Source organism: Tenacibaculum sp. 1_MG-2023 (assembly GCF_030547425.1).
Classification (GTDB): Bacteria; Bacteroidota; Bacteroidia; order Flavobacteriales; family Flavobacteriaceae; genus Polaribacter.
In genome coordinates, this window is sequence record NZ_JAUORH010000006.1 from 143,990 (window position 1) to 159,787 (window position 15,798).

Genomic DNA, 15,798 nt, shown 5'->3' on the forward strand with positions numbered 1-15,798 from the left:
TAATTAAAAACAGAATACTGATTAATTGTTTAAGCATTACTATTTTGTTTTACCTTAATTTTCACTCGTTAGTACGATAAGAGCATGTTTATAACTCATCTTTATAAGATTCCTCCTCCTACCTCGTCAGAATGACGTTCTATTTTATTGGTAATCGCCCTGCGATTAAAACAACTGTTCTTTTTTCACTTGCTGATATTCTTCTACAATTGCTTCTAACACTTCTTTTGCTGGTTTAATTTCATGGATAAGCCCTGCTACTTGACCTATTTCTAGTTCTCCATCATCCAAGTTCCCTTCAAACATACCTCTCTTAGCACGCGCACGTCCTAACAATTCTTTTAATTGCTCTATCGTTGGGTTTTGTTGATATAGTTCTTGAACTTCTTTAAAGAATTTGTTCTTTACCAAACGTACAGGTGCTAACTCCTTTAATGTTAATTGTGTGCCACCGTCTTTTACATCTACAATCGTTTTCTTGAAATTATCATGCGCTGAAGATTCTATAGTCGCAGCAAAACGACTTCCTATTTGCACTCCATCTGCTCCTAACACCATTGCTGCTAACATTCCTCTACCCGAACCTATTCCTCCTGCGGCAATTACTGGAATTTTAACTTGCTCTTTTACCATAGGAATTAACGTAAACGTAGTAGTTTCTTCACGTCCGTTATGACCTCCTGCTTCAAAACCTTCACAAACTACAGCATCTACTCCAGCTGCTTCCGCTTTTAAGGCAAATTTTACTGAACTTACCACATGAACTACCGTAATTCCTTTTTCCCTTAAAAAAGAGGTCCATATTTTTGGATTACCTGCGGAAGTAAACACAATTTTCACTCCTTCTTCAACGATAATATCCATGATTTTTTCTATATCAGGATACAACATTGGCACATTTACCCCGAAAGGTTTGTCTGTTGCTTTTTTACATTTTTGAATGTGTTCACGAAGTACTTCTGGATACATAGATCCTGCTCCAATTAATCCTAATCCACCTGCATTTGACACTGCAGAAGCTAGCTTCCATCCTGAAACCCAAATCATTCCTCCTTGAATAATTGGATATTGTATATTAAATAATTTGGTAATTCTGTTTTGCATAGCGTAAATGTACAATCATTAGCTAGGAAGCACAAAAAAACCTCGAAAAAATCGAGGCTATATATTTATATTCTTATGTATTAAAAAATTACGAAATAACACCAGAACCTAACAGCTCTTCATTTGTATACCAAGCAACAAATTGCCCTTCTTGAATAGCAGACTGTGGATTTTCAAACTCTACATAAATTCCGTTATCAACTTTATATAAAGTAGCTTTTTCTAATGGTTGTCGGTAACGAATACGTGCTTCTACCTCCATAGATTCACCAGTTTGTAAAGCTACATCTTCACGTACCCAATGTAGTTCTTCATTTGATACAAATAATACACTTCTATACAATCCTTGGTGATTTTTTCCTTCTCCAGTATAAATAATGTTGGTATCTACGTCAGTTTCAATTACAAACAATGGTTCTTTGGTTCCTCCAACTGCTAATCCTTTACGCTGACCTTTTGTAAAATAATGTGCTCCTTGGTGTTTTCCTACTATTTTTCCATCCTCTTTGTTATAAGAAAACTTTGTTGAAAAATATGCTAACTCTTCTTCTTTATTCTCAAATTCTGGAACTGGACGATTGTACTGCTCAAATTCATCTGGAATTCGAACAATATCTCCTTCTTTAGGTTGTAGTTTTTGTTGTAAAAAGTCGGGAAGTCTTACTTTTCCAATAAAACACAGTCCTTGACTATCTTTTTTATCGGCTGTAATTAAATCTGCTTCTTTAGCTATTTCACGAACTTCAGGTTTTGTCAATTCTCCAATTGGGAACAATGCCTTTGACAGTTGTTCTTGTGATAATTGACATAAAAAGTATGATTGATCTTTATTCGTATCTTTTCCTGCTAATAACTTGTATACAGGCTTTCCATCAATAATTTCTTCTGCTTTTCTACAATAATGTCCTGTAGCTACATAATCAGCTCCTAAACTTAATGCGATGTCCATAAACACATCAAACTTAATTTCTCGATTACACAATACATCTGGATTAGGTGTACGACCTTTTTCGTATTCGTTAAACATATAATCAACAATACGTTCTTTGTATTGTTCGCTTAAATCAACTGTTTGAAAAGGGATCCCTAATTTTTCTGCAACAATCATGGCATCATTGCTATCTTCTAACCATGGACATTCATTAGAAATGGTTACGGAATCGTCGTGCCAATTTTTCATAAATAAGCCAATAACTTCGTAACCTTGCTCTTTTAATAAATAAGCAGTTACACTACTATCTACACCTCCTGAAAGTCCTACTACTACTCTTTTCATTTTTTACTTTTGAAGCTGCAAATTTACGAAATAATAAACATTTTTATGATGGAAATAATTGATGATTTCATTACTAAAATTGATGGACCCTGATATGGCTTAGTTTATTACCTTATTTTAGAATCTTATTTAAATTCTCTATATCTATAGTTTAATTTTTAGGAATTGAAAACGCTTCTTTTTTTCTCTTATCGGTAACAACTTCTCCATCCATGTAAAATTGCCATTTACCGTCTCTTTTACCATTTTTATACATCCCTTTTTCTTTTAAATCTCCTTTTAAATCGTAGTATTTTCCTTCTCCTTCTAATTTACCATTTACATAATACACTTCTTCAATCATCACTCCTTCTTCAGTAAAAACCTTAGAAAGTCCATTTTTCTTACCGTCTTTATAAATACTCTCTTCGGTTAATTTACCATTTCTATAGTAGTTTTTTAGCACACCGTCTAATTTACCATCAACATATTCTTCTTCAGAAAAAAGCTTTCCATCTGAAAAATAATACGTCCACTTACCTACTCTCTTTCTTCCTATCATCCATCCTTTTGTTTTTACTTTTCCTTTTGGAGTAAAAAATTGCACAAAAGCACTATCTGACTTTGTAGAAAACTCCTTAGTCATAGAAGGCACTCCGTAAGAGTTGGGTTCGTAAAAATTAAATGTTCCTACCTCTTTTCCGTTTTTAAATTCACCTGAGTATCTTATTTTATTTTTATTATCGTTATAATACTTTTTCCATACTCCATCTCTTTTACCATTTGCATCAAACTGATTAATTTTTTGTGCTTGTGCAGCCATTGTAAAAAAGACTGATAATAAAAGTCCTGTTGAAAATATCCTTTTTATATTTATCATGCTATAATTTCTTTTACATTTCAAATTTACATAAACCATACCAATATGAGTCTTGATTTTTTAATTTCTGTGCTAGAAAATGTTGATAATCCTGCTAGAGTAAACAGAGATAATGCTGCAAATATTGTATTAAAGCAACCTGAATTAGTAAAGTTTTTAGTTGATATTACTTTCGATGTTGATAACAAACTATCTATTAAAGCTGCTTGGGTATTGGAATGGATTTGTACACATAATGGAATTGAACATATTACACCTTTCTTAGCTATTTTTACAAAAAATATATCTAAAGTACATTTTGATAGTGCTGTAAGGCCTTGTGCAAAAATTTGTGAGCATTTAGCAACTGCTTTTACTTCTAAAACAGCTAATAAAACAAAGGGACAGCTAACTGAGACTGATATTGATTTAATTATAGAAACTGGATTTGATTGGTTGATTACTGATCAAAAAATAGCAGTAAAAGCATACACCATGAATACTTTATATTTATTTGGCTTACAGAGAGACTGGGTTCTTCCTGAGTTAGAACACCTAATTCGCACTAAAGTAATTCATGAAAGTAAAGGTTGTAAAGCTAGAGGAAAAAAAATATTGGAGTTGATTGAGAAGCATAGATTATAAGAAAAATTTAACCAATTAGAAACTCTTAAAGGCTTTTCAGAAAATCATAACTACTTCCACTCTGTTTTAAATATATCTTTAAGGTGTTAACCATAAAATATATTAATTAATGAAAAAAGACATTTTAAATTTAAAAGGAGTTAAGGAATTAACAAAATTTGAGCTAATTGAGATTGAAGGAGGGCGTAATTTAGCAACTTCGGCTACTAGTGCACAACTAGACAAAACAGAAGTTGGAGACCCTAGTAAAAAATATGAATGCTATTTTACACATATTGGATTAACCTTGTATTTTTCTCACTACTCAAGTATTGATGAGTCAAACGGAGACAATATTAAGTGTTATCGTTCTAGTTATTATTCTTAAATTTAAGTTTCATTACTAAAAGTTTTTTAAGCGAACCAATTAGTTCGCTTTTTTTTATGCCGCTTTTCTATATTTCAGTAAAACTATGAAATAAAAAATTACTCTTCTTACCCGTTGTGCATTTTAGATAATGCTAATTTTAATATTGTTAATATTTCTATCAAAAACAAATTTATTGATGTATTGAATTGTTGTTAGGGCAGCTATTTTAGATAGTATTCTCGTCTTAAACCCTTGAAAAAATTTGGCGTAATTACGTCTTATCATAAACTGATCACAGAGTTGAGAAAATAATGTTTCTATTCTTTTTCTTGATTTTCTAAAGATATATGGTTGCATTTTGTAATTCAATTGATTGCTCCTCATAGGAGTATTTAGTTTTATGTTGTAAGTTTCAAATAAATTGAGTTGAATTTCTGCAAACAAATAGCCTCTATCTCCAATTAAAGTACAATCGTTAATTTGTGTTTTAATGTCTTTAAGGTAATTTACATCGTGAACAGATGCAGGGCTCAAATCTATACTTTGAAAAACACCACTTACAGAACATACAGCGTGTAGTTTATAGCCATAATAATTTGAACCTTGTGAGGCACAATACCCCTTATCAGGATGAGCATAGAAACTTTCTGTAGTTAAAACAATTTACTGGTTATCAGTAAGATGAATAACTTTTTTATTTTAAATCATAATGCACAACGGGTTTCATGAAAGTAAAGATTGTAAAGCTAGAGGTAAAAAATATTGGAGCTAATAGAGAAACAGAAAAACCAAAAACAATTATAAAACCTCAGAAGAAAAGTCTCCTGAGGTTTTCTATTATTTTACAAACAACGAAATAATTGTAGTTTATTCTATTACCATGCCCATCCTTTAGTAGATGAAACTTGATCGTTCCAAGATTTTCTCCAGAACCACCAACCTGACATAGTATACCATTTAAGATTAGCTACCCCAAAACCTGTGTACCCTGCTCCTTGATAGAATCCTATTACTTTTCCTCCATAACAAGAATGTTGGTATAAATACACCAAAGCTCTTCTATTCCATGGTTTTTTTACAATTAAAGAAGATAATTGGTCGTTGTAACCGCTTCCTACCCAATGATCTCTATAATAATAACGGTTCATTCTACTCATTCCACTCATATATGAGTTATAATAAGCATGTTTATAGAAGTAGAAGTCTCCTGTACCATATAAATCATAGCTATCACATTTAGCAGCTCTACCTTCTGTTCCTTCTTGATCTCCAGGAAATTCTTCTGCTACTTTCGCTCCATATTCTTGTAAGTCTTCTCCATTATCAAAAACCTTAACTTTAATATCAGTACTTCCTTCTTCTGGATTATCGAAGAATAATGATTTTGGAGCTCTTTCTTCATCTCCAAAGATTTCTTGAGCAAGATTCACATCTCCCTCAGCTTTAACTACCTCTCCGCTTTCTTCATTATATACATAAGACACCTTGAATTGTTTACCGTAATAATCATAAGTGTGATTAATAGTTACTACATTTTCTTTAGCTAATTTTGCTTCTTCATTTTTCGATTCATTTTCAATTATACTTTCGCTTTGGCAGCTAAAAAGTAACGTAAAGCACATCACTGCTATCCATAAAAAATTTTGTTTTTTCATTTTTTCTTATTTTTTTAAAACTCTTAGTCTTTTACTAAGAGTTTATTAGTTTGATTAGTTAGTTTTTTAATTTTTTACAGGTATTAAAACCTCTCCGTTTTTAAAACGTGAATAATCTACAACGTATTTACCTGCTTGTAAAACAATATTAGTTTTACCTAACTTTGCTGCAACGTCTTCTCTTAGAGTTACATCTTCTGAAATAATGAAACCTTCCTCTTCTAAACTTCTTGAAAATACTAATCGCACTGACTCTTCTTCATTCCTGAATGCTATCACTCCATTATCTTCATCATTATTTCCTTCCATAAGTTTTAAAAAAGCTTCTTTTACTTCTTCTGATGAGCCTGAACTAGCATTTCCATATACAAGTATATCTCCATAATCGTTTTTAAAACACACTCCTGGGCCTGTAGTACAAGTTCCTCTACTAAAACGCCAATCCATAACATATACCCATGGTGGGTTGTACAGACGAGCTTGTTTTACCTCTAAGTTTTTGTCGTTTAATAATTCATTTGCAGTGTCTTCATTTTGACATGCTTGTAGCATCATAAAAGCGATACCTACAAGTACAAAGTTTTGTAGTCGTTTCATAAAATAATAGTTTTCGGGGTTAATTACAAACTCAAATATACACGAAAAACAAAACATAACCATCAGGTTAACAGTTATTTACACACAGGAAAAACACCCTTTAGGTAAAACTACTTTTACTCTGCCTTTCCTAGTGTTGCTAAATACATTAATTTATTTCCTATATAAATAAAGTGTTTTTTCTTTACTAAATACAGTCTAAAACCTAGATTTTCTCTTGTCTTTCACGTATAGTTTTGCCAACTTATAAATCAAAATAAAAACTATGTTAAAAAAGATTTTAAAGTTAAGTGGTGTTTTAGAGTTGAACACTTTAAGTCAAAAAGAAATTAAAGGAGGTACAAACGAAAACAATGAAATTTATCCATACTTATGTTGGGATTCTGCAGTTGGAACAAGCGACAATTATCAATCAAGTATTGATGTATCAGGCGATGGTATTGTTTGTACACCAAACGTAATAGATTCTCAAGGAACACCTATAAAAGCAGGATAGAATAAAAAAGAAACGAGCCTAGGCTCGTTTCTTTTTTATTCCTTTATAATTACCCTAAATTAGTTGGTTTACGGTATCCTTGAAAAGGCTGCTTAAGTAGCTCCTTTAAACTTGAATTTTTTTCTTCATCCGGAAACGTATCTACTCCATACACTATTTTTTCTCTATCTAACTCCATGTACGTTCCTAATAATCGATCCCAAATAGAAAAAATATTCCCGTAGTTGGAATCGGTATAAGGTAATATGTTATGGTGGTGTACTTTATGCATGTCAGGCGAAACAATAACGTAACTTAATACTTTGTCTAATTTCTTAGGCATTTTAATGTTAGCATGTGTTAGTTGCGTAAACACTAACGACATAGATTGATATAGCATAATTATACCTATTGGTGTTCCCACTAAAAAAACACCTAGTAATGTAAATGTAAAACGGATTACACTTTCTATTGGATGATGCCTATTTGCTGTAGTTGTATCTACCTTATGATCAGAATGGTGTACTAAATGCACCATCCATAAAGGTTTTACTTTGTGTTCTACTAAGTGTGCCAGATATGCTCCAAAGAAATCTAAGAACAAAACTCCTAATAACACATACAACCATAATGGCATTTTAGGAAGCCAATTAATCAATCCAAAATGATTCGCTTGTACCCAATCTGCAGTTTTTAGTAAAAGAAAAGCCAGTGCAAAATTGATAATTATGGTAGTACTTGTAAAAAACAAGTTAGGCCATGCATGTTTCCATTTATTGTACTTAAAACAAAATAAAGGCACAGCACCTTCCAATAACCAAAAGAAAGTAATTCCGCCAACTAAAATACTACTTCTATGACTGGAAGGAATGGTTTCAAAATAATGTATAAGGGTTTCCAATGTGTAATATTTTTTCTAAAAATAGAAAAAATATCCATAACAACTTATTTTTTAGAACTTCCCGATTGTGGTAAACGTTTTTTCAACTCCTCTACTATTCTATACGTAGCAGGGCAAACTTCCGTGTTTTTAATAGTTAAATCCGCTATTTGAATAAACTTTTTTCGATTGGTATGTGGATACTCAGAACAAGCTTTCGGGCGAACATCATAAATAAAACAAGTATTATCTCGCTCATCTAAAAAAGTACACGGTGCCGATTGTAAGACCATGAAATTATCTTCATCTCGCTGTAAATATTGATTGGTAAAATCAATCACCTTCATTTTTAGATGCTTCGCAATACGCTCTACATCTTTTTCGGTAAATATCGGTGAAGTTGTTTTACAACAGTTTGCACATTCTAAACAATCCGTACGTTCAAATTCTTCCTCATGCAACTCTTGCATTAATAAGTCTAAGCGTTTAGGTGTTCTTTTCTTTAATCGTTGAAAATACTTCTTATTTTCTTGTAAAGCGTCTTTGGCTAATTTTGGTAAGTTTTCAAGGTCTTTATCCATTAATTCTAATTTAATAAATCTTCTACTTCTATTCTATCACTCTTTATATATCCATCAAACTTCTTAAACTCTGACATTTTCATAGATGGACAATTATTTACAACTAAATCAAATTTTCTTATATTTTCTATAGTAGTAATATAGTAAAGTCTATTATAATTTTCACTTTTATATTCCATCTTGTATATGTAATCATCTATCTTCTCTATTATCAAAAAAGATTTTTCATCAGATGAAAACGTCTTATGTGTCTTCAGTTCTAGCTCTATTCTTTTTTCTGAATTTATTCTTATCTTAGATATCAAATCTGCATGAGACTCTAAAGGACCATAGAAAATAAAAAAACCTTTTCTAATCTCAAACCTTGGATCAATTCCATCACATCTATCATATAATATAAAGTTACCTTCAAGCTTCCTCAAAGAAATAAAATGATTAGGAAAATTACTTATTTCTATGTTTTTTGGTTTGAAGTCTTTACTTAATTCTTCTACAGAAGATTTTATTGACTCAATATCCCATTTAGACTCTGACCAATTAATTAAATCCTTGTAAAACTTAGAACTCCTAGTTGTATCTATAAATATTTGATGTTTTGATAAATCTAACGAATCAGGATTATTCCTTTCTAAAATAGTATCCTCTTTAGGAAAGATTAAAAGTTGTTCTTTTTTCAATTCATTAGATTTTACACCTACAGTTTTAACAGATTCCCTTTTATTATTCAAACAGTTTTGGAAAAGAAAAAATGTAAAAAACAGTACTATTATTTTTACAGCTTTATTTATCATTTTCAGTAGTATTCTTTTAGAACTAACCAATTATCCCCCCTTAAACACCTCGCAAATGTACCCATAAAATTGTTTGAATCAGTTTAAATACCATCCAAATAAATTATGTAATTTTGTGCGACAATTAAAAAGAACCAATGAATATTCAATCGTTAATCGAAACGAAAGTAAAAGAAGGATTTTTAGCCTTGTATGATGTAGAAATTCCTAGTGTAGAATTTCAAGCAACCCGTAAAGATTTTGAAGGTGACATTACTGTTGTTGTCTTCCCTTTACTACGGTACAAAAAAGGAAATCCGGTTCAAATTGGTGAAGATTTAGGTAAGTATTTAGTTGAAAACATCAACGAAGTTACCAACTACAATGTTGTAAAAGGTTTTTTAAACTTGGTAGTTAACGATTCTTTCTACGTAAACTTTTTTAATGAAATTGCAGCAGATGCAAGGTATGGTTTTGTAAAAGAAGATGAAACAGATGCTCGAATGGTTGAGTATTCTTCTCCAAACACCAACAAACCTTTACACTTAGGACATGTTCGTAATGTATTATTAGGGTATTCTGTTGCTGAAATTTTAAAAGCAGCGGGACATAAAGTTTATAAAACACAAATTATAAACGATCGTGGTATCCATATTTGTAAGTCGATGTTGGCTTGGAGAAAATTTGGAGAAGGCGAAACTCCTGAATCTACAGGATTAAAAGGAGATAAATTAGTTGGTAATTACTACGTAAAATTCGATCAAGAATATAAAAAAGAAATTGGCGAATTAGTCGCTTCTGGCACTTCTGAAGAAGATGCTAAAAAACAAGCCCCATTATTTTTAGAAGCACAAGAAATGCTTCGTAAATGGGAAGCTGGTGATAAAGAAGTTGTTACCCTTTGGGAAATGATGAACGGATGGGTATACAAAGGTTTCGACGTTACTTATGAAAACATCGGAGTTAACTTTGACAAATTATATTACGAAAGTAATACCTATTTATTAGGAAAAGATGTTATTGAAGAAGGACTTAAAAATGGTGTTTTCTTCAAAAAAGAAGATGGTTCTGTTTGGTGTGATTTAACTGACGAAGGACTAGACGAAAAACTAGTGTTACGTTCTGACGGAACAGCAGTGTATATGACCCAAGATATTGGGACTGCTATTCAACGTTCAAAAGATTTTCCTGATGTAAATGGAATGGTATATACCGTAGGTAACGAACAGGATTACCACTTTAAAGTATTGTTCTTAATCTTACAAAAATTAGGATACTCTTGGGCGAAACAATTATTCCATTTAAGTTATGGAATGGTTGATTTACCTTCTGGAAAAATGAAGTCTCGTGAAGGAACGGTAGTTGACGCTGACGATTTAATGGACGAAATGACGAACACTGCTCGTGAAATTTCACAAGAATTAGGAAAATTAGAAGGTTATTCAACCGAAGAAAAAGAGGAATTATATAAAATTATCGGATTAGGAGCTTTAAAGTACTTCATTTTGAAGGTAGACCCAAAAAAGAGAATTTTGTTTGATCCACAAGCATCGGTAGATTTCCAAGGAAATACAGGTCCGTTCATACAATATACCTTTGCAAGGATTCAATCGATTTTACGTAAATCTGACTTTGATTACTCTGCTCCTGTCTCTGTAGAACTACACGAGAAAGAAAAAGAATTGATCAAACAATTAGAATTGTACCCTGAAGTAATTCAGCAAGCAGCTAGTAATTACTCACCTGCAGTAATCGCTAATTACACCTATGATTTGGTAAAAGAATTTAACTCATTCTATCAAAACGTATCAATTTTAGGAGAAGAAAATCAAGATAAAAAAGTATTTAGAGTTCAGTTATCTAAAAAAGTAGCTGACACGATAAAATCAGCATTCAATTTATTAGGAATTCAGGTTCCTGAAAGAATGTAATAATTAACAAACAACAAGTAAAAAGTAAACAACATGAAATACGACGTACTAATAATCGGAAGTGGTCCCGGAGGTTATGTAACAGCTATTAGAGCTTCTCAATTAGGGTTTAAAACCGCTGTAGTTGAAAAGGAAAACTTAGGTGGAATTTGCTTAAACTGGGGATGTATTCCTACCAAAGCATTATTAAAATCTGCTCAAGTATATGACTACTTAAAACATGTTGATGAGTACGGTTTAAAGGCAGAAGCAATCGATAAAGATTTTGAAGCAGTTATTAAGCGTAGTCGTGGTGTTGCTGAAGGAATGAGCAAAGGTGTTCAATTCTTAATGAAGAAAAACAAAATTGATATCATCGATGGTTTTGGTAAAGTAAAAACTGGAAAAAAAGTAGATGTTACTGATACAAATGGTAAAGTTACTGAGTATTCAGCAGACAATATTATTATCGCTACAGGTGCTCGCTCTCGTGAATTACCAAACTTACCACAAGATGGTAAAAAAGTTATCGGATACCGTGAAGCAATGAGCTTACCAAAACAACCAAAATCTATGATTGTTGTAGGTTCGGGTGCTATTGGAGTTGAGTTTGCTCATTTCTATAATTCAATGGGAACTGATGTAACTGTTGTTGAGTTTATGCCAACAATTGTTCCTGTAGAAGATAAAGATGTTTCTAAACAAATGGAGCGTTCTTTCAAAAAAGCGGGAATAAAAGTAATGACTAGCTCTTCTGTAGAATCTGTTGATACTTCTGGTGACGGAGTAAAAGCTACCGTTAAAACTAAAAAAGGAGAAGAAGTTTTAGAAGCAGACATTGTATTATCAGCAGTTGGTATTAAAACTAATATTGAAAACATCGGTTTAGAAGATGTAGGTATTATTACTGATAGAGATAAGATATTAGTAAACGATTGGTACCAAACGAACATTCCTGGATACTATGCAATTGGAGATGTAACTCCTGGTCCTGCACTTGCTCACGTTGCTTCTGCAGAAGGAATTACCTGTGTTGAAAAAATCGCGGGCTTACATACTGAAGCTATTGACTATGGAAATATTCCTGGTTGTACCTATGCTACTCCTGAGATTGCTTCTGTTGGTTTAACTGAAGAGCAAGCAAAGGAAAAAGGTTACGAATTAAAGGTTGGTAAATTCCCGTTCTCTGCATCTGGTAAGGCTAAAGCTGCTGGAACTCCTGACGGATTTGTAAAAGTAATTTTCGATGCTAAGTACGGTGAATGGTTAGGATGCCATATGATTGGTGCTGGTGTTACCGATATGATTGCTGAAGCTGTTTTAGGTCGTAAATTAGAAACTACTGGTCATGAAGTATTAAAAGCAATTCATCCACACCCAACTATGAGTGAAGCTGTTATGGAAGCTGTAGCTGATGCTTATGATGAAGTAATTCACTTATAAGATTCACAAACTTTATATAGTTAAAACCTCGTCTTTTTTGACGAGGTTTTTTTATATTTGAATATGAAAAAAATATTCCCTATACTCGTATTATTATGTTGTTTTTATTCTTGCAAAACAGAAGAAAAGAAAGCACCTGTAAATCCACTAACAATTCCTTTTAGCGAACGTCCAACTCCTCAACTTCCAAATAATAACAATAATTCTGTTAATATTATTGGAGGCGCACATTATATATGTCCTAAAAAGTGTAAAGGAGGAACTTCAAGTGTTCAAGGCACTTCTTGTCCTGTTTGTAAAACTCCTCTTGCTCATAACCAAGGCTTTCATAATACCCAAAACAAAACTTCACCAATATCAACACCTGCAACACCACCCACTTCTGGGCCAAATGCAGCTGGACAATATCATTATACTTGTGCTAACGGTTGTACTGTTGGTTCAGATAATTCAGGACAATGTAAAAGTTGTGGAGGAAAACTAGTTCATAATGCTGCTTTTCATAGTTAAAAAAGTACGTAATTCCCTTACTTTTATTACGGCTTTTTTTAAGTTTAATTGAGACCTATTACATAAATTTATATCAACTTTAAAATTTATGATTATGTTAAAAAATATTTCAAACATGGGGTCTGTCTTAAAAGCCTCTGAACAAAAATCTATTACTGGCGGAATTACTAGTATATGCCCTAGAGAAGGTTTAGCCTGTAACAGTCAATATCCTTCTCCAGTACACTGTATTACTGATGTTCCATATTGCTGTGTTGATGGCTACTTTGAAAGATGCTACTAAACTTATAAAATATAAATACTTATAAACCTCACCATATATTGGTGAGGCTTTTTTATATTTGAATTGTCTCGTCCTAAAATAGAACAATCAATTGAATACTTTTTCTCATACAAAGGTGTTGTTTGATACAAAGTTATTAATAAATAGAAATTACTTTCTACCCTTTAAAGGGTTTATTTTAAGAAAAACACACAACAAACCTACTCATTAACAGTAAAAACTCTTTAAAGCCACGGATTAATCAATAAAGACAAAAAAAGTTTATAATTTCGGCATGATAATTGTATTTAAGAAAACTTTAACATAAACTATCATACTATGAAAAACTATCTACTAAACAGTTTTGCATTGAGGGGACAATTGTTATAGAAAAAGAAAAAACTCGAAGCTGCTAACTTCGAGTTTTATTTTTATAAAATATTAGATAATAAATTTATCTGATTAACTTCTTGTATTTAATACGTTTTGGCATTAAATCACCTCCCAAACGTTTTTTCTTGTTTTCTTCATAATCAGAGAAAGAACCTTCAAAGAAATATACTTGACTATCTCCTTCAAAAGCCAAAATATGCGTACAAACACGATCTAAAAACCATCTATCATGCGAAATTACCACAGCACATCCAGCAAAATTCTCCAAACCTTCTTCTAAAGCTCGTAAAGTATTCACATCTAAATCATTCGTAGGCTCATCTAATAACAATACGTTACCTTCTTCTTTTAAGGTCATTGCTAAATGCAAACGGTTACGTTCTCCTCCTGATAAGGTTGCTACCTTTTTATTTTGCTCACTTCCTGAAAAATTAAAACGACTTAAATAAGCTCGAGAGTTTACTTGCTTACCTCCCATCATCACTAAATCTTGACCTTCTGAGAAGTTCTCCCAAATAGATTTTTCAGGATCTATATTTGAGTGTGATTGATCAACATAGGCAATTTTAGCTGTCTCCCCTACTTTAAAATTTCCTGCATCAGGAGTTTCTTCTCCCATTATCATTCTGAAAATAGTAGTTTTACCTGCTCCGTTTGGACCAATAATACCTACGATTCCTGCTTGCGGAAGATTGAACTCTAGATTTTCATATAATAATTTATCTTCATAAGCTTTAGAAACGCCTGTAGCTTCAATCACATTGGTTCCTAAACGTGGTCCGTTAGGAATGTAAATTTCTAATTTCTCTTCCGTTTGCTTTTGGTCTTGGCTCATTAATTTTTCATAGTTCTTCAAACGGGCTTTTTGCTTTGTTTGACGACCTTTTGCTCCTTGACGAACCCAGTCTAACTCTCGTTCTAACGTTTTTTGACGCTTAGATGCTGTTTTGCTTTCTTGCGCTAAACGTTGTGATTTTTGGTCTAACCAAGATGAATAATTTCCTTTCCATGGAATACCTTCTCCTCTATCTAACTCTAAAATCCATCCTGCAACGTTATCTAGGAAGTAACGGTCGTGCGTTACAGCAATTACGGTTCCTTTATATTGTGCTAAATGATGCTCTAACCAGTGTACAGATTCTGCATCTAAATGGTTAGTAGGTTCATCTAATAATAAAATTTCTGGTTCTTGTAACAACAAACGACATAAAGCTACACGACGACGCTCTCCTCCTGATAATACTCCAATTTTCTTATCTCCGTCTGGTGTACGTAACGCATCCATGGCTATTTCTAATTTTGTATCAAGTTCCCATGCGTTAGAAGCGTCAATTTTATCTTGTAACTCAGCCTGTTGATTCATCAGCTTTTCCATCTTATCAGGATCAGAATATACTTCTTCTAAACCAAACATATCATTGATTTTGTTGTATTCATCAAGGATGGCAACTGTTTCTGCAACTCCTTCTTTTACAACTTCCATCACTGTCTTATTCTCATCTAGATTAGGTTCTTGCTCTAAGTAGCCTACTTTATATCCTGGAGAAAAAGTAACGTCACCTTGGTAGTTTTTTTCTACTCCTGCTATAATTTTTAATAAGGTAGATTTACCTGAACCGTTTAAACCTAAAATACCAATTTTAGCTCCGTAAAAGAAACTTAAATAAATATCTTTTAAAACTTGTTTTCCTGTACTTTGGTAGGTCTTAGAGACCTTATTCATTGAAAAAATGACTTTTTTATCGTCGCTCATTTCTCTATATTTTCTTTAATTAAACTCTTCCTTTTAAGGCGTTAAACACCCATGCATTAGCAAAAAAACCTAAACCAACAGCACCAAAACCATATCCGGCTATTTCATCGTACTTAAATACTGCTAAACATATAAGTAAAATTCCCATTAATACCATTATAAGCGTTGCCCAGCCTAGGACAGTGTTTTTGTTCATTGCCATAATTTACTTTTTTCAAAAAAATGTGAGCTACAAATATCGGTAATTATTTAGACTTATTCATGCTCTTAATCTTAATACTGAGTCGTCCTGAAATAGATTGACAGTTTTTATAAAATATTAATTAAACCTTTGAAGCTAGCTTCAAAGGTTTTTTG

Annotated in this window: 17 protein-coding genes and 1 pseudogene; 7 read left to right on the forward strand and 11 right to left on the reverse strand. The window is 32.4% G+C overall.

From position 1 onward, the window contains the following. Positions 1-165: 165 nt before the first annotated feature. The 3 genes from Q4517_RS06295 to Q4517_RS06305 form a co-directional block, all read right to left on the reverse strand. Positions 166-1,104 (reverse strand): nitronate monooxygenase family protein, encoded by a 939-nt coding sequence (locus Q4517_RS06295; RefSeq protein ID WP_303507508.1) that lies wholly within the window; start codon positions 1,102-1,104, stop codon positions 166-168. An 88-nt stretch (positions 1,105-1,192) separates the two neighbouring features. Further along, positions 1,193-2,380, reverse strand: coding sequence for a tRNA 2-thiouridine(34) synthase MnmA (gene mnmA / locus Q4517_RS06300; RefSeq protein ID WP_303507510.1), 1,188 nt, complete (start codon positions 2,378-2,380; stop codon positions 1,193-1,195). A 151-nt stretch (positions 2,381-2,531) separates the two neighbouring features. Further along, the gene (locus Q4517_RS06305; RefSeq protein WP_303507512.1) at positions 2,532-3,239 is read right to left on the reverse strand and encodes a toxin-antitoxin system YwqK family antitoxin; all 708 of its coding nucleotides are present in this window, start codon (positions 3,237-3,239) and stop codon (positions 2,532-2,534) included. A gap of 45 nt (positions 3,240-3,284) precedes the next feature. On the opposite strand from Q4517_RS06305, the gene Q4517_RS06310 reads away from it, so the two are divergent. Together Q4517_RS06310 and Q4517_RS06315 are read left to right on the forward strand one after the other, a co-directional pair. Further along, positions 3,285-3,863 carry an adenylosuccinate lyase gene (locus tag Q4517_RS06310; protein ID WP_303507513.1) on the forward strand — a complete coding sequence of 193 codons (579 nt, stop codon included), beginning with the start codon at positions 3,285-3,287 and terminating at the stop codon, positions 3,861-3,863. Between the two features lie 109 nt (positions 3,864-3,972). Further along, positions 3,973-4,230, forward strand: coding sequence for a hypothetical protein (locus tag Q4517_RS06315; protein WP_303507515.1), 258 nt, complete (start codon positions 3,973-3,975; stop codon positions 4,228-4,230). A gap of 123 nt (positions 4,231-4,353) precedes the next feature. Here the strand turns inward: Q4517_RS06315 and Q4517_RS06320 are convergent. The 3 genes and pseudogenes from Q4517_RS06320 to Q4517_RS06330 form a co-directional block, all read right to left on the reverse strand. After that, positions 4,354-4,845, reverse strand: a pseudogene (locus tag Q4517_RS06320) (IS982 family transposase); the annotation flags it as partial. 242 nt (positions 4,846-5,087) lie between these two features. Continuing rightward, entirely contained in the window at positions 5,088-5,867 is a 780-nt protein-coding gene (locus Q4517_RS06325; RefSeq protein WP_303507517.1) for a hypothetical protein, read from the reverse strand. Positions 5,868-5,933: 66 nt separating this feature from the next. Beyond that, positions 5,934-6,464: a hypothetical protein gene (locus Q4517_RS06330; protein ID WP_303507518.1), complete on the reverse strand. Its 531-nt coding sequence runs from the start codon at positions 6,462-6,464 to the stop codon at positions 5,934-5,936. Between the two features lie 265 nt (positions 6,465-6,729). Here Q4517_RS06330 and Q4517_RS06335 point away from each other — a divergent pair, with 265 nt between their 5' ends. Next, the gene (locus Q4517_RS06335) at positions 6,730-6,960 is read left to right on the forward strand and encodes a hypothetical protein (protein ID WP_303507520.1); all 231 of its coding nucleotides are present in this window, start codon (positions 6,730-6,732) and stop codon (positions 6,958-6,960) included. Between the two features lie 49 nt (positions 6,961-7,009). Here the strand turns inward: Q4517_RS06335 and Q4517_RS06340 are convergent, their stop codons facing one another. The 3 genes from Q4517_RS06340 to Q4517_RS06350 are packed head-to-tail and all read right to left on the reverse strand — an operon-like array spanning position 7,010 to position 9,191. After that, positions 7,010-7,840, reverse strand: a complete 831-nt coding sequence (locus tag Q4517_RS06340; protein WP_303507522.1) for a sterol desaturase family protein — start codon at positions 7,838-7,840, stop codon at positions 7,010-7,012. Between the two features lie 44 nt (positions 7,841-7,884). Next, a complete protein-coding gene (locus tag Q4517_RS06345) occupies positions 7,885-8,400 on the reverse strand; it encodes a YkgJ family cysteine cluster protein (protein ID WP_303507525.1) in 516 nt (171 codons plus the stop codon). 5 nt (positions 8,401-8,405) lie between these two features. After that, positions 8,406-9,191, reverse strand: coding sequence for a hypothetical protein (locus tag Q4517_RS06350; protein WP_303507527.1), 786 nt, complete (start codon positions 9,189-9,191; stop codon positions 8,406-8,408). 137 nt (positions 9,192-9,328) lie between these two features. Between Q4517_RS06350 and argS the strand changes: the two genes are divergently transcribed. The 4 genes from argS to Q4517_RS06370 all read left to right on the forward strand — a co-directional run bounded on the left by argS (position 9,329) and on the right by Q4517_RS06370 (position 13,316). Beyond that, positions 9,329-11,101, forward strand: coding sequence for an arginine--tRNA ligase (gene argS / locus Q4517_RS06355; protein WP_303507529.1), 1,773 nt, complete (start codon positions 9,329-9,331; stop codon positions 11,099-11,101). Between the two features lie 33 nt (positions 11,102-11,134). Continuing rightward, complete coding sequence (gene lpdA, locus Q4517_RS06360; protein ID WP_303507532.1) at positions 11,135-12,523, forward strand: dihydrolipoyl dehydrogenase; 1,389 nt, start codon at positions 11,135-11,137, stop codon at positions 12,521-12,523. Between the two features lie 63 nt (positions 12,524-12,586). Beyond that, complete coding sequence (locus Q4517_RS06365) at positions 12,587-13,033, forward strand: hypothetical protein (protein ID WP_303507536.1); 447 nt, start codon at positions 12,587-12,589, stop codon at positions 13,031-13,033. A 94-nt stretch (positions 13,034-13,127) separates the two neighbouring features. Then, the gene (locus Q4517_RS06370; protein ID WP_303507537.1) at positions 13,128-13,316 is read left to right on the forward strand and encodes a hypothetical protein; all 189 of its coding nucleotides are present in this window, start codon (positions 13,128-13,130) and stop codon (positions 13,314-13,316) included. Between the two features lie 433 nt (positions 13,317-13,749). Here Q4517_RS06370 and ettA read toward each other — a convergent pair whose 3' ends face one another. Both ettA and Q4517_RS06380 read right to left on the reverse strand, forming a co-directional pair. Further along, complete coding sequence (ettA, locus tag Q4517_RS06375; RefSeq protein WP_303507539.1) at positions 13,750-15,441, reverse strand: energy-dependent translational throttle protein EttA; 1,692 nt, start codon at positions 15,439-15,441, stop codon at positions 13,750-13,752. Positions 15,442-15,460: 19 nt separating this feature from the next. Next, a complete protein-coding gene (locus tag Q4517_RS06380) occupies positions 15,461-15,637 on the reverse strand; it encodes a CAL67264 family membrane protein (RefSeq protein ID WP_099216284.1) in 177 nt (58 codons plus the stop codon). Between the last annotated feature and the right edge of the window lie 161 nt (positions 15,638-15,798).

Excerpts from the sequence above, each read along its gene's own strand:
- lpdA (WP_303507532.1), top strand. The coding sequence starts at position 11,135 with ATGAAATACGACGTACTAATAATCGGAAGTGGTCCCGGAGGTTATGTA.
- argS (WP_303507529.1), top strand. The coding sequence starts at position 9,329 with ATGAATATTCAATCGTTAATCGAAACGAAAGTAAAAGAAGGATTTTTA.
- Q4517_RS06365 (WP_303507536.1), top strand. The coding sequence starts at position 12,587 with ATGAAAAAAATATTCCCTATACTCGTATTATTATGTTGTTTTTATTCT.
- Q4517_RS06380 (WP_099216284.1), bottom strand. The coding sequence starts at position 15,637 with ATGAACAAAAACACTGTCCTAGGCTGGGCAACGCTTATAATGGTATTA.
- Q4517_RS06335 (WP_303507520.1), top strand. The coding sequence starts at position 6,730 with ATGTTAAAAAAGATTTTAAAGTTAAGTGGTGTTTTAGAGTTGAACACT.
- Q4517_RS06305 (WP_303507512.1), bottom strand. The coding sequence starts at position 3,239 with ATGATAAATATAAAAAGGATATTTTCAACAGGACTTTTATTATCAGTC.
- Q4517_RS06370 (WP_303507537.1), top strand. The coding sequence starts at position 13,128 with ATGTTAAAAAATATTTCAAACATGGGGTCTGTCTTAAAAGCCTCTGAA.
- Q4517_RS06310 (WP_303507513.1), top strand. The coding sequence starts at position 3,285 with ATGAGTCTTGATTTTTTAATTTCTGTGCTAGAAAATGTTGATAATCCT.
- mnmA (WP_303507510.1), bottom strand. The coding sequence starts at position 2,380 with ATGAAAAGAGTAGTAGTAGGACTTTCAGGAGGTGTAGATAGTAGTGTA.
- Q4517_RS06350 (WP_303507527.1), bottom strand. The coding sequence starts at position 9,191 with ATGATAAATAAAGCTGTAAAAATAATAGTACTGTTTTTTACATTTTTT.
- Q4517_RS06330 (WP_303507518.1), bottom strand. The coding sequence starts at position 6,464 with ATGAAACGACTACAAAACTTTGTACTTGTAGGTATCGCTTTTATGATG.
- Q4517_RS06325 (WP_303507517.1), bottom strand. The coding sequence starts at position 5,867 with ATGAAAAAACAAAATTTTTTATGGATAGCAGTGATGTGCTTTACGTTA.
- ettA (WP_303507539.1), bottom strand. The coding sequence starts at position 15,441 with ATGAGCGACGATAAAAAAGTCATTTTTTCAATGAATAAGGTCTCTAAG.
- Q4517_RS06295 (WP_303507508.1), bottom strand. The coding sequence starts at position 1,104 with ATGCAAAACAGAATTACCAAATTATTTAATATACAATATCCAATTATT.
- Q4517_RS06345 (WP_303507525.1), bottom strand. The coding sequence starts at position 8,400 with ATGGATAAAGACCTTGAAAACTTACCAAAATTAGCCAAAGACGCTTTA.
- Q4517_RS06315 (WP_303507515.1), top strand. The coding sequence starts at position 3,973 with ATGAAAAAAGACATTTTAAATTTAAAAGGAGTTAAGGAATTAACAAAA.